This window comes from Agromyces neolithicus (assembly GCF_039529735.1).
In the GTDB taxonomy this organism is placed as follows: domain Bacteria; phylum Actinomycetota; class Actinomycetes; order Actinomycetales; family Microbacteriaceae; genus Agromyces; species Agromyces neolithicus.
Genome location: NZ_BAAANJ010000004.1, coordinates 283394 through 296670, shown reverse-complemented (window position 1 = coordinate 296670; position 13277 = coordinate 283394). Strand labels below are relative to the sequence as shown.

The following is a 13277-nucleotide window of genomic DNA, read 5'->3' as shown; positions in this document are numbered from 1 at the left end:
CGGCGCTCGCGGAAACCCCAGGAGACACCATGTCGAACCCGAATCCCCCCACCATCGAGGAAGCGCGCGTCGGCGGGGGCAACGTCAACCCCACCGAGAACAAGCTCACCGACCGCTTGAGCCACATCCTGGCCGACCTCGGAAAGAACGGCATCTTCATCGCGCTCATCGCGGTCGTCGTGCTGTTCGCCATTCTCACCGACGGCATCCTGCTGCGGCCGCAGAACATCTCGAACCTGATCGTGCAGAACGGCTACATCCTCGTGCTCGCGATCGGCATGGTGATGGTCATCATCGCCGGCCACATCGACCTCTCGGTCGGCTCGGTCGCGGCCTTCGTCGGCGCCTGCTCGGGGGTCTTCGCGGTGTCGTGGGGACTGCCATGGTGGCTCGCCGTCATCCTGTCGCTCGGCATCGGCGCCCTCGTCGGCGTCTGGCAGGGTTTCTGGATCGCGTACGTCGGAATCCCCGCCTTCATCGTGACGCTGGCGGGCATGCTCATCTTCCGCGGCCTCGCGCTCGTGGTGCTGGGCAACCAGAACATCGGCTCGTTCCCCGCCGAGTACCGCGCGCTCGGCAACGGGTTCCTCACCGACGTGTTCGGTGAGTTCGAAGTCGATCCACTGACGCTGGGCATCGGCGCACTCGCGATCGTCATCCTCATCGTGCAACAGGTGCGCACGCGCCGGGGCCGCCAGAAGTACGGCCAAGAGGTCGAGCCCATGGCGTGGTTCATCACCAAGCTCGTGCTCGTGTCGGTCGCGATCGGGTTCTTCGCCTACTCGCTCGCCTCGTACAAGGGCATCCCGATCACGCTCATCATCCTCGCGGTGCTCGTGCTGGTCTACGGCATCGTCATGAACCGCACCGTGTTCGGCCGCCACATCTACGCCATCGGCGGCAACCGTCACGCGGCCGAGCTGTCGGGCATCAAGACGCGTCGCGTCGACTTCTGGCTGTTCGTCAACATGGGTGTGCTCGCCGCGCTCGCCGGCCTCATCTTCACGGCGCGCCTGAACCTCGCCGGCCCGAAGGCGGGTGACGGGTTCGAGCTCGAGGCGATCTCGGCGGCCTTCATCGGCGGTGCGGCGGTGCAGGGCGGTGTCGGCACGATCGGCGGCGCGATCATCGGTGGCCTCATCATCGGCGTGCTGAACAACGGCATGTCGATCATGGGCATCGGCATCGAGTGGCAGCAGGCCGTCAAGGGCCTCGTGCTGCTGCTCGCGGTCGCGTTCGACGTGTACAACAAGCGCCGCTCGGGCGGCAACTGAGCCGCCACTCCGCGCGACTGACGACGGGCTCCCGCCTCTGGCGGGGCCCGTCGCCGTGTTCGCCGATGCGAATGCAGGACGAACCGGCCGACACGCCGGGCGGCCGGCGGCGGCACGCCGCAAATGGGATCGGAAGTTCCTGCATTGGCGAGATCTGAAGCGACGGATGTCCCTTGCAGCGGCCGTCCGTTAGCGCTAACATCGATCTTCGTTAGCGCTAACGCACCACTGCCGAAGGAGCCCTCGTGACGAACAGCCCAGCCGACGAGCCGTATGTCACGGGCACCGACGACGGCGCGGCGCCCGCGCTCGCACCCGAGGTCGAGGCGGCGATCGCGCAGGTGCGCGAAGACGTCGCGAAGCTGCACGGCGAACTGGTGCGCTATGGCCTCGTCGTCTGGACGGGCGGCAACGTCTCTGGCCGGGTGCCCGGTGCCGACCTGTTCGTGATCAAGCCGTCGGGTGTCTCGTACGGAGAGCTGGCGGCCGAGAACATGATCTTGTGCGACCTCGACGGCAATGTGATCCCGGGCACGCCCGGCTCCGAGCGCAGCCCCTCGAGCGACACCGCGGCGCACGCCTACGTGTACCGGAACATGCCCGAGGTCGGCGGCGTGGTGCACACCCACTCGACCTTCGCCGTGGCGTGGGCGGCACGGGGCGAAGAGATCCCGTGCGTGATCACGGCCATGGCCGACGAGTTCGGCGGGCCGATCCCGGTCGGCCCGTTCGCGATCATCGGAGACGACTCGATCGGCCGCGGCATCGTCGATACCCTCACCGGCCACCGCTCGCGCGCGGTGCTCATGCAGAACCACGGCCCGTTCACGATCGGTGCATCCCCGAAGGACGCGGTCAAGGCCGCCGTGATGGTCGAAGACGTCGCCCGCAGCGTGCACCTCGCCCGCGAGGCCGGGCCGCTCATTCCGATTCCCCAAGAGGCGATCGACGCCCTCTACGACCGATACCAGAACACGTCCGGGCAGGCGGAGGATGCCCGTCGAGGAGGCGCAGCCGACCGGAGTGGGGAGGCACGCTGATGACCGACTCCACGACGCCGCAGACCCCGGTCGACGCCCACGATCGCGTGCGCATGGCGATCGTCGAGGGACGCACGTCGCTCGGCATCGAACTCGGTTCGACGCGCATCAAGGCGTGCCTGGTCGGTGAAGACGCGACCGAGGTGCTCGCCGTCGGCAGTCACGAGTGGGAGAACCTGTTCGTCGACCGCGTCTGGACCTACTCGCTCGACGACGTGTGGTCGGGATTGCAGGCGGCGTACGCCGACCTGGTGGCCGACGTGCGACGCCGCTACGACGTGCAACCGCAGAGGTTCGGCGCGATCGGCGTCTCGGCGATGATGCACGGCTACCTCGCGTTCGACGCGAACGACGAGCTGCTCGCGCCGTTCCGCACCTGGCGCAACACGTCGACTGGGCCGGCCGCCGCCGAGCTCAGCGAGCGGTTCGGTCTCAACATCCCGCTGCGATGGTCGATCGCACACCTGCACCAGGCGATCCTCGACGATGAGCCGCACGTGCGCGACATCCGCTTCTTCACCACGCTCGCCGGCTACGTGCACTGGCGGCTCACGGGCCGCAAGGTGCTCGGTGTCGGCGACGCCTCGGGGATGTTCCCGATCGACTCGACGACGAACGACTACGACGCTCGGCTCATCGAGGTGTTCGACGGGCTCGTCGCCGAGCGCGCGCCCGGGCTGCACGTCTCCGAGCTGCTCCCCGAGGTGCTGCCTGCCGGTCGGCAGGCGGGCGAGCTGACCGCCGAGGGTGCCGCGCTCCTCGACCCGACGGGCGCGCTCCAGCGGGGTACGCCGCTGTGCCCGCCCGAAGGCGACGCCGGCACCGGCATGGTCGCGACGAACTCGGTGGCGCCCCGCACCGGCAACGTCAGCGCCGGAACGAGCATCTTCGCGATGGTGGTGCTCGAGCGCCCGCTCGAGCAGGCCCACCACGAACTCGACCTCGTCACGACGCCCGCGGGCGATCCCGTGGCGATGGTGCACTGTAACAACGGCGCGAGCGAGCTCGCCGCATGGGCGGGCGTGTTCGGGCGGTTCGCGGCCATCGCAGGCCTCGAGGTCGACACCGACGCCGTTTTCGAAGCCCTCTTCCGGGAGGCGCTCGAAGGCGAGGCCGACGCGGGCGGGCTGCTGGCCTACAACCACCTCGCGGGGGAGCCGATCGCGGGTCTCGCCGAGGGGCGACCCCTGATCGTGCGGACGCCCGACAGCCGGCTCACCCTCGCGAACTTCATGCGCGCACAGCTGTACAGCGTCTACGGCACACTGGCGCTCGGAATGCGAGTGCTCGCCGATGAAGGCGTCGAACTCGACCGCATGTACGCGCACGGCGGCATCTTCCGCACGGCCGGCGTCGCCCAGCGCCTGCTCGCCGGAGCGCTCGACGCCCCGGTCGCCGTCGGCGAGACCGCCTCGGAGGGCGGAGCGTGGGGCATCGCCGTGCTGGCGTCGTACTTGGGCTCCGCCGACGAGCTCGACCTCGGCGCGTACCTGGGCGAGCGCGTCTTCGCGAACGCCGGGTTCGACACCGTCGACCCCGGCGCCGAGGATGTCGCCGGATTCTCGGCGTTCCTCGACCGCTACCGGGCCGGCCTCGCTGTCGAAGCGGTCGCCGTCGAGGCGCTCTGACCGAGCGCCGAGCGCCCCCTTCATCGAACCGCATCACCGAACGACTACACCGAACACCGCACTGGGAGACACGAATGACCCGCACCCCGCTCGCCACCTCGCTCGACGCGTACGAGGTCTGGTTCCTCACCGGCAGCCAGCACCTCTACGGGCCCGAGACCCTGAAGCAGGTCGCTGACCAGTCGCGACAGGTCGCAGAGACGCTCGACGCGGCATCCGACGTGCCGGTGAAGGTCGTCTGGAAGCCGGTGCTCACCGACTCCGATGCGATCCGCCGCACCGCCCTCGAGGCGAACGCGGCCGACGATGTCATCGGTCTCGTCGCGTGGATGCACACGTTCAGCCCCGCGAAGATGTGGATCGCCGGCCTCGACGCGCTGCAGAAGCCGCTCGCGCACCTGCACACGCAGGCGAACGTCGAGCTGCCGTGGGGCGAGATCGACTTCGACTTCATGAACCTCAACCAGGCCGCGCACGGCGACCGCGAGTTCGGGTACATCCAGACCCGCCTCGGGGTGCCGCGCAAGACGATCGTCGGCCACGCGAGCGACCCGCGCGTGCAGGCGGAGCTCGGCACGTGGCAGCGCGCGGCGGCCGGCCTCGCGGCATCCCGCAGCCTGAAGCTCGCCCGCTTCGGCGACAACATGCGCTTCGTCGCGGTGACCGAGGGCGACAAGACCGAGGCAGAGCTGCGGTTCGGCGTGCAGGTGAACACGTGGGGCGTCAACGAGCTCGCCGAGGCGGTCGCTGCGGCATCCGAGTCCGACGTCGACGCGCTCGTCGCCGAGTACGAGGAGCTGTACGACGTGGTTCCGTCGCTCCGCGCGGGCGGCGACCGTCACCAGTCGCTGCGCGATGGCGCCGCGATCGAGCTCGGCCTGCGCTCGTTCCTCGAAGAGGGCGGCTTCGGCGCGTTCACCACGAGCTTCGAAGACCTCGGCGCCCTGAAGCAGCTGCCGGGCCTCGCGGTGCAGCGCCTCATGGCCGAGGGCTACGGCTTCGGCGCCGAGGGCGACTGGAAGACCGCCGTGCTCGTGCGCGTCGCGAACGTCATGGGTGCGGGGCTCCCCGGCGGCGCCTCCCTCATGGAGGACTACACGTACGACCTCTGGCCCGGCGACGAGCTCATCCTCGGGGCGCACATGCTCGAGGTGTCGCCCTCCCTCACCACGACGAAGCCGACCCTCGAGATCCACCCACTCGGCATCGGCGGAAAGGACGACCCCGTGCGCCTCGTGTTCACTGCCGACCCGGGCCCCGCGGTCGTGGTCGCGTTGAGCGACATGCGCGACCGGTTCCGCCTCACGGCCAACGTGGTCGAGAACGTCGAGCTGCGGCATCCGCTGCCGAAGCTGCCCGTGGGCCGCGCCGTGTGGAAGCCGGCCCCCGACTTCCACACGTCGGCCGCGGCCTGGCTCACCGCGGGCGCCGCGCACCATACGGTGATGTCGACCGCGGTCGGCGTCGAGGTGTTCCGCGACTTCGCCGAAATGGCGAGGGCCGAGCTGCTCGTCATCGACGAGCAGACGACGCTGCCCGACTTCCAGCGCGAAGTACGCTGGAACCAGGCCTACTTCCGACTGGCGCAGGGCCTCTGATCGGAGCGCGGGTGAGCAGGCAGGCAGGCGAGCCGGCTGAGGCGGATGTCCCGGCCGAGCCCACCGGCGTGCCGACGATGTTCGACGTGGCGCGCCGAGCCGGTGTGTCGCATCAGACGGTTTCCCGCGTGCTCAACGGACTCACGGGAGTCGCCGCGTCGACGAAGATGCGCGTCGAGCAGGCGATCGCCGACCTGAACTACACGCCCTCGCCCGCGGCACGCGCCATGGCGAAACGGCGATCGGGCTCGATCGGGCTGATCCTCGCCGGACGACCCGATTACGGGCCGTCGAACGCGGCACTCGGATTCAACGAGGCCGCGCGCGATTCGGGCTATACGGTGAGCCAGGCGAGCATGCGGTCGCTCGACGCCGACGCGCTCGCACAGGCGGTGCACCGGCTCGTGCTGCAGCGGGTCGAGGCGATCGTGCTCATCTCGGGGGAGCGCGACGGGGTCGCGGTCGTGTCGGGCATCGACGCCGGCGTGCCGATCATCGCGGTTGCGTCGGAGCCGGCGCCCGAGGGCCGTCCCGGGCCGCACCGTGTAGCGATCGACCAGTACGCCGGCGCCCGACTCGCGACCGAGCACCTCATCGGGCTCGGGCATCGCGTCATCCGGCATGTCACCGGGCCGCCGGACTCGATGGACGCCGCCGAGCGCCGACGCGGTTGGGTCGACGCCATGGCCGAGCACGGGCTCGATGTTCGCGAGCCGATCGCAGGCGACTGGCTCGCGTCGTCGGGCCATGCGGCCGGGCAGGCGCTCGTCGCCGACCCCGACGCGACGGCCGTGTTCGTTGCCAACGACCAGATGGCGCTCGGGGTGCTGCACGCCTGCCATGCGGCGGGGGTGCAGGTGCCCGGCGACCTCAGCGTGATGGGCTTCGATGACATACCCGAGGCGGCATACTTCACCCCCGCGCTGACGACGATGCGACAGGACTTCGACGCGCTCGGCCGCGACGTCATGTCGACCGTGCTCGACGTGCTGGGCGCGCCTGGCGACCGGGGCGCGTCCGGCGACGGCGGCGCGCCTGGCATGAATGGCGGGAAGCACCTGGCGCCTGAGCGCACGACCCGTGTGCCCGAGCTCATCGTTCGCGCCACCACCGCAACGCCCCGCGCCTGAACTGCGTGGGCGCGCGGTGCAAGGTGCAGGGTGCCCACCCGCGGCCGACCCGACGATCCGCCTGCCGCAACGTCCGTAGGCATTTGAGCGCTCACATTTCCGCCGCCACACCGGGGCTGACAGCGAGACGGATCCACGAGAGACTGGGAGTCTCGTGATCATTTCGTGATGAAACTGCCACTTGTGAGCGCTCACAATTGGGGGCTATCATCACGAGTGCGGCGCGAATGGATCTCGCCGTCCGGCGCACCAGGAGCGCAGCACGTTCACCGCCGGCAGACGAACAAGGAGGTTCACCCTGATGAAGAAGCTCATCGGAATCGCGGCTGCCGGAGCCATGCTCCTCGCACTCTCTGGTTGCGCCGGCGCTGACGGCGGCAGCGCCTCGGCAGACGGCCCCAAGCCCCTCGACGAACTCGTCGTCGGGTTCGCCCAGGTCGGCGCCGAGTCGGGTTGGCGCACCGCCAACACCAAAGACATCCAGGCCGCCTTCGAGGAGGCGGGCATCGAGCTCAAGTTCTCCGACGCACAGCAGAAGCAGGAGAACCAGATCAAGGCCATCCGCTCCTACATCCAACAGCAGGTCGACGTAATCGCGTTCTCGCCCGTCGTCGAGACCGGCTGGGACGCCGTGCTCAACGAAGCGAAGGCCGCTGGCATCCCCGTCGTGCTCACCGACCGTGCGGTCGACTCGAAGGACGAGTCGCTCTACGTGTCGTTCCTCGGCTCGGATTTCGTCCTCGAGGGCGAGAAGGCCGGCCAGTGGGTGCTCGACGAGTTCGCAGACACGACCGAGCCGGTCGAGATCATCCAGCTCGAGGGTACGACCGGCGCCGCGCCGGCGATCGACCGCGCCGAGGGCTTCGCCGAGGTCATCGCCGAGAACCCGACCCTCGAGGTCGTCGCCAGCCAGACCGGTGACTTCACCCGTGCGGGCGGCAAGCAGGTCACCGAGGCGCTGCTGAAGTCCAACCCCGGTGTCGACCTGATCTACGCCCACAACGACGACATGGGTCTCGGCGCGATCGAGGCGATCGAGGCGGCGGGCCTCGTGCCCGGCGAGGACATCAAGATCGTCACGGTCGACGCGGTCAAGGACGGCATGCAGGCCCTCGCCGACGGCAAGATCAACTTCATCGTCGAGTGCTCGCCCCTGCTCGGCGCTCAGCTCATCGACATCATCAAGCAGATCAACGACGGCGAGACGCCCGAGAAGCGCATCGTCACCGAAGAGACCACCTTCACGCAGGAGCAGGCGATCGAGGCGCTGCCCGACCGCCAGTACTGATCCACCGACGGCGGGCGTCCCGAGACGCCCGCCGTCCGGCGGGTTCGCGGTCGTTCGTACCGCGCACCCATACCCTCGTTCCACCCGTCCCACTCGCGCCGTCCCCGGCGCACAGCGAGCGGATGTCGCATCCGCCCGCCGACTCGATGGAGAGCCCCGTGAGCAACGTGACCTCAGAGAACACGGCCGCACCGCCGGCGCCCGTCGTCGAGATGCGTGGCATCTCGATCGGCTTCCCGGGCGTGAAGGCGCTCGACGGCGTCGATTTCCGCATGTTCCCCGGCGAGGTGCACTCGCTCATGGGCGAGAACGGCGCCGGCAAGTCGACGCTCATCAAGGCGCTGACGGGCGTGTACGGCATCGACGCCGGCACGATCACGCTCGCGGGCGCGCAGGTCTCATTCAGCGGGCCGGCGCAGGCGCAGGCCGCGGGAATCTCCACCGTGTACCAGGAGGTGAACCTCCTGCCGAACCTCTCAGTGGCCGAGAACATCATGCTCGGCCGCGAACCGCGCCGGTTCGGCGGCATCGGCTGGCGCGCGATGCGTCGCCGGTCAGCCGAGCTGCTCGCCGGCCTGGGCCTCGACATCGACCCGGGCTCACTGCTCGGCGACCACTCGCTCGCGGTGCAGCAGCTCATCGCGATCGCTCGCGCGATCGACGTGAACGCCAAGGTCCTGATCCTCGACGAACCCACGTCGTCGCTCGACGCCGACGAGGTCGCCGAGCTGTTCCGCGTCATCCGCTCGCTCAGAGACCAAGGTGTCGCCATCCTGTTCGTCTCGCACTTCCTCGACCAGGTGTACGAGATCTGCGATCGGCTCACGGTGCTGCGCAACGGCACGCTCGTGGGGGAGTACCTCGTCGAGGAGCTCCTGCGCATCGACCTCGTGCAGAAGATGATCGGCAAGGAACTCACCACGCTCGACGATCTCGAGCAGCGCGCCCACGCGGTGGTCGTCGACGAATCGGATGCCGCGACCTTCGTCTCGGCGTCGAAGCTCGGCCGTCGCGGCGCGATCAACCCGGCCGACCTCCCGATCGCCGCCGGCGAGGTCGTGGGCCTCGCCGGTCTGCTCGGCTCGGGCCGCACCGAATTCGCCCGCCTGCTCGGCGGCATCGACCGCGCCGACACGGGCGAGCTGACGATCCGGGGCGAGACCGTGAAGCTGCGCACCCCGCGGCAGGCGATCGCCAGGCGCATCGCGTTCTCGTCCGAGAACCGTCGCGACGAAGGCATCGTCGGCGATCTCACGGTGCGCGACAACATCGTGCTCGCGTTGCAGGCCGACCGCGGCTGGTTACGCCCGATCCCGAAAAAGAAGCAGGACGAGCTCGCGCAGAGCTACATCCAGGCGCTCAACATCCGTCCCGGCAATCCCGACGCGCTCGTGCGCAACCTCTCGGGCGGCAACCAGCAGAAGGTGCTGCTCGCCCGCTGGCTCGCGATCGCGCCCCGGTTGCTGATCCTCGACGAGCCGACGCGCGGTATCGACATCGGGGCGAAGGCCGAGATCCAGAAGCTCGTGTTCAACCTCGCCGAGAACGGCATGAGCGTGCTGTTCATCTCGGCCGAGCTCGAGGAGGTGCTGCGGCTCAGCCATCGCGTCGTGGTGCTCCGCGACCGGCACGTCGTCGCCGACCTCGAGAACGACGGGCTCTCGGTCGACTCGCTGCTGACCCTCATCGCCGACGGGCGCGTCGCATCCGACGACGAGGCGCTCGCCGACCCCGACCCCACCCACGTCACCCAAGGAGGCACCCGATGAGCGGGCTCGCCAAGGTCGTGTCGCATCGGCTGTTCTGGCCGATCGTGATGCTTCTCGTGCTCTTCGCGATCAACCTCGTCGCGTTCCCCGGCTTCTTCACGATCACCGTGCGCGACGGACAGCTGTTCGGCAGCCTGATCGACATTCTTCGCAACGGCGCACCTACGTTGATCATCGCCGTCGGCATGACGCTCGTCATCGCCACGCGCGGCATCGACCTCTCGGTCGGGGCGGTCGCGGCTATCTCGGGCGCGGTCGCGTGCTCGATCATCCTCGGCTCGCCCGAGCCCGGCAATCTCGCGACGGTCGCCGTCGCCGTGGCCGTTGCCCTGCTCATCTCGCTCGTCCTCGGCGTCTGGAACGGATTCCTCGTCGCGGTGCTCGGCATCCAGCCGATCATCGCCACCCTCATCCTCATGACGGCGGGGCGCGGCGTCGCGATGCTCATCACCGAGGGGCAGATCCTGACGGTGAACAGCCCACCGTTCAAGTTCCTCGGCTCGGGCTTCTGGTTCGGGGTGCCGGTCGCGGTGGTGATCGCGGCGGTGGTGTTCGGCATCGCCGCGCTCGTGACCCGTCGCACCGCGCTCGGCATGTTCATCGAGTCGGTCGGCATCAATCCCGAGGCGAGCCGCCAGGCAGGCGTGCGGGCGCGCGGACTGCTGTTCGCGGTGTACACGTTCTGCGCACTGTGCGCGGCGATCGCCGGGCTCATCCTCACCGCGAACACCGCCGCGGCGGATGCCAACAACACGGGCCTGTTCATCGAGCTCGATGCGATCCTCGCGGTGGTGATCGGCGGTACGTCGCTCGCCGGTGGCCGGTACACGCTGTTCGGCACGCTCGTCGGCGCACTCGTCATCCAGACACTCGTCACCACCGTCTACACGGTCGGCATCCCGCCGATCGCGACCATGGTGTTCAAGGCCGCGGTCGTCACGATCGTGTGCCTGCTCCAGTCACCGACCACGGCCGAGGCGATCAATGGATTCCGCCGAAGGCTCGCCGTCCGAGCAGGAAAGGGGGTCGCCGCATCATGACCGACCTTCTCGACGCCCCGGGCCGCGCCGATCGTCACGCGCCGCGCCCGCCCCACGGTCCCGCCGGGCCCGGCGGGACCGGCCCGGCTTCACTGGTTCGCCCGGCAATCCGCTCGCCCGGCTCGGCCGTGCGGCGCTCGCCCTGCTCACCAGCCCGAAGTACGGGCCGGTGACCGTCACCGCCGTCCTGTTCGTCGCCGTGTTCGTGGTCGGCGGCATCCGTTACCGTGGCTTCTTCTCGGGTCAGGTGTTCCTCAACCTCTTCGTCGACAACGCGTACCTCATCGTGCTCGCGGTGGGCATGACGTTCGTGATCCTCACCGGCGGCATCGACCTGTCGGTCGGGGCGGTCGTGGCGCTCTCGGGCATGATCGCGGCGAGCCTGCTGCAGACCGGCTGGTCGCCGGCCGTCGTGATCCCGCTGATCCTGGTGCTGACGAGCGTGCTCGGCCTGCTCGTCGGCCTCATGATCCACGTCTTCAAGGTGCAGCCGTTCATCGCGACACTCGCGGCGATGTTCCTGGCGCGCGGCCTCTGCTACGTGATCAGCCAGAGCTCGATCTCGATCGTCGAGCCCACGTTCGTGCAGCTCGCGGTCTCGCGCATCCCGCTGGGCGGTGGCCTGTCGGTCACGCCGAGCGTCATCATCGCGCTCGTCGTCGTGGCGCTCGCCGTCTGGGTGCTGCATGCCACGCGCTTCGGCCGTACGGTGTACGCGATCGGCGGCGGCGAGACGTCGGGCCTCCTCATGGGCCTCCCGGTCGCGCGCACCAAGGTGCTCGTCTACGTGATCTCGGGCTTCTGCTCGGGACTGGCCGGCGTGCTCTTCACCTTCTACACGCTCTCGGGCTACCCGCTCACCGCGGTCGGCACCGAGCTCGACGCGATCGCCGCGGTCGTGATCGGCGGCACGCTGCTGACCGGCGGGTACGGGTTCGTGCTCGGCTCCGTGCTCGGCGTGCTGGTGCTCGGCGTCATCCAGACGATCATCACGTTCGAGGGCACGCTGAGTTCGTGGTGGACGAAGATCTTCATCGGCGCGCTCCTGCTCGTGTTCATCATTCTGCAGAAGGTGCTGACGTCGCGGCGCAGGTGACGCGCGAGCGATGGCGGAGGGCTGGTTTCCGGACTGGGCCCTCCGCCTCCCGTTCCCGGTCGGATCGGGCGGGATAATCGACATGATGACGCGCCGCGGGCGCGGGGCAGGGAGCCAGGCAGCGAGTGGGCGATCACGACGACAAGGCGCGAGCCGCGACCATCTTCGACGTGGCCCGGCTCGCCGGCGTGTCGCACCAGACGGTCTCACGCGTGCTCAACGACCTGCCGAATGTGCGTCCGGCCACGCGGGCCCGCGTCGAGCAGGCGATCAAGCAGCTCCGGTACGTTCCGTCGCCGGCCGCCCGTGCGCTCGTGACGCGCCGCACCCGCACGCTGGGGCTCATCGTGACCGGCGCGCCCGACTACGGCCCGTCGTCGACGGCGCTGTACTTCAACGAGGCCGCCCGTGACGCCCGGTACACGGTCATCACGGCGAGCATGCGCGAGACCGATGCCGCGAGCATGCGTTCCACGGCCGAGCTCCTCGTGCGCCAGAACGTCGAGGCGATCGTGCTCATCGCCGCGGAGCGCGCGGCGATCGACGCGCTCGACGGCATCGAGCTCGGCGTGCCCGTCGTCGCGGTCGCATCCGAGGAGCGCGGCGCGCTGCACCGGGTGTGGCTCGACCAGTACGCCGGGGCGCGCCTCGCCGTCGAGCACCTCATCGGCCTCGGTCACGGCGAGATCCGGCATATCGCGGGTCCGTCGAACGCGATGGATGCCGCGGAGCGCGTGCGCGGCTGGGCTGCGGCGCTCGGCGAGCACGGATTGCCGGCGCGCGAGCCACTGGTCGGCGACTGGTCGCCGGGCAGCGGCTACATGCACGGCCGAACGCTCGCGGCCGACTCCGAGATGACGTCGGTGTTCGTCTCGAACGACCAGATGGCGCTCGGCGTCCTGCACGCGTTCGCCGAGGCTGGGCTGTCGGTGCCGGGTGATGTCAGCATCGTCGGCTTCGACGACATCCCCGAGGCGGCCTTCTTCGCGCCGCCGCTCACGACGCTGCGCCAGGATTTCGTCGGGCTCGGCCGGGATGCCATGGCGAGCGTGCTCGCGGTGCTCGGCGACGACGACCGCGCGCCGGCCCCGCGCGTGCCCGATCTCGTCGTGCGCACGAGCACCGCCGCGCCGAGTCGCGAGCGGACCGCCGTCACCTCCTGAGCCGGCCTCCGCGGCCGCTCGAGCGACCCCACTCGACGCGGTGAGGCCGTCGCCTCGCGGGCCACCCGCACGACCGCGACCACCCGCACTGCCCAGCGGTTCCGTTCGCGCCGAGGGTCGCCGCCCGAACGGTCGCACGCAACGCGAACGGAGACACTCGACGAGTGAGGGGGCGTCCGGCCGCGACCGAATTGCATCTGGTGCGTCATCCCATTCATCTGTTAGCGTTCACAATTGTGAGCGCTCACAAA

10 protein-coding genes are annotated in these 13277 nt (G+C 69.5%); all 10 read left to right on the top strand.

Translation table 11 applies throughout. The features are described 5' to 3' along the window. Positions 1-29 precede the first annotated feature (29 nt). The 10 genes from mmsB (at position 30) to ABD164_RS06825 (ending at position 13026) form a co-directional block, all read left to right on the top strand. On the top strand, positions 30-1274 hold the full coding sequence (gene mmsB / locus ABD164_RS06870) for a multiple monosaccharide ABC transporter permease (RefSeq protein WP_344294786.1): 1245 nt from the start codon (positions 30-32) through the stop codon (positions 1272-1274). A gap of 245 nt (positions 1275-1519) precedes the next feature. After that, positions 1520-2314 carry an L-ribulose-5-phosphate 4-epimerase gene (locus ABD164_RS06865; RefSeq protein ID WP_344294784.1) on the top strand — a complete coding sequence of 265 codons (795 nt, stop codon included), beginning with the start codon at positions 1520-1522 and terminating at the stop codon, positions 2312-2314. After that, positions 2314-3942: a xylulokinase gene (locus tag ABD164_RS06860; protein WP_344294782.1), complete on the top strand. Its 1629-nt coding sequence runs from the start codon at positions 2314-2316 to the stop codon at positions 3940-3942. Before ABD164_RS06865 ends, ABD164_RS06860 begins: the two co-directional genes overlap by 1 nt. Positions 3943-4016: 74 nt before the next feature. Beyond that, positions 4017-5540 (top strand): L-arabinose isomerase, encoded by a 1524-nt coding sequence (gene araA, locus ABD164_RS06855; RefSeq protein ID WP_344294780.1) that lies wholly within the window; start codon positions 4017-4019, stop codon positions 5538-5540. 11 nt (positions 5541-5551) lie between these two features. Next, positions 5552-6670: a LacI family DNA-binding transcriptional regulator gene (locus tag ABD164_RS06850; RefSeq protein WP_344294778.1), complete on the top strand. Its 1119-nt coding sequence runs from the start codon at positions 5552-5554 to the stop codon at positions 6668-6670. A gap of 301 nt (positions 6671-6971) precedes the next feature. Further along, positions 6972-7958 (top strand): ABC transporter substrate-binding protein, encoded by a 987-nt coding sequence (locus tag ABD164_RS06845; RefSeq protein ID WP_344294776.1) that lies wholly within the window; start codon positions 6972-6974, stop codon positions 7956-7958. Between the two features lie 146 nt (positions 7959-8104). Continuing rightward, positions 8105-9727, top strand: coding sequence for a sugar ABC transporter ATP-binding protein (locus ABD164_RS06840; protein WP_425545917.1), 1623 nt, complete (start codon positions 8105-8107; stop codon positions 9725-9727). Next, complete coding sequence (locus ABD164_RS06835) at positions 9724-10767, top strand: ABC transporter permease (RefSeq protein ID WP_344294775.1); 1044 nt, start codon at positions 9724-9726, stop codon at positions 10765-10767. Before ABD164_RS06840 ends, ABD164_RS06835 begins: the two co-directional genes overlap by 4 nt. Positions 10768-10909: 142 nt before the next feature. Next, on the top strand, positions 10910-11863 hold the full coding sequence (gene yjfF / locus ABD164_RS06830) for a galactofuranose ABC transporter, permease protein YjfF (RefSeq protein WP_344295076.1): 954 nt from the start codon (positions 10910-10912) through the stop codon (positions 11861-11863). Between the two features lie 125 nt (positions 11864-11988). Next, complete coding sequence (locus ABD164_RS06825; protein WP_344294773.1) at positions 11989-13026, top strand: LacI family DNA-binding transcriptional regulator; 1038 nt, start codon at positions 11989-11991, stop codon at positions 13024-13026. Positions 13027-13277 lie beyond the last annotated feature (251 nt).

Excerpts from the sequence above, each read along its gene's own strand:
- ABD164_RS06860 (WP_344294782.1), top strand. The coding sequence starts at position 2,314 with ATGACCGACTCCACGACGCCGCAGACCCCGGTCGACGCCCACGATCGC.
- mmsB (WP_344294786.1), top strand. The coding sequence starts at position 30 with ATGTCGAACCCGAATCCCCCCACCATCGAGGAAGCGCGCGTCGGCGGG.
- ABD164_RS06845 (WP_344294776.1), top strand. The coding sequence starts at position 6,972 with ATGAAGAAGCTCATCGGAATCGCGGCTGCCGGAGCCATGCTCCTCGCA.
- araA (WP_344294780.1), top strand. The coding sequence starts at position 4,017 with ATGACCCGCACCCCGCTCGCCACCTCGCTCGACGCGTACGAGGTCTGG.
- ABD164_RS06835 (WP_344294775.1), top strand. The coding sequence starts at position 9,724 with ATGAGCGGGCTCGCCAAGGTCGTGTCGCATCGGCTGTTCTGGCCGATC.
- ABD164_RS06840 (WP_425545917.1), top strand. The coding sequence starts at position 8,105 with ATGGAGAGCCCCGTGAGCAACGTGACCTCAGAGAACACGGCCGCACCG.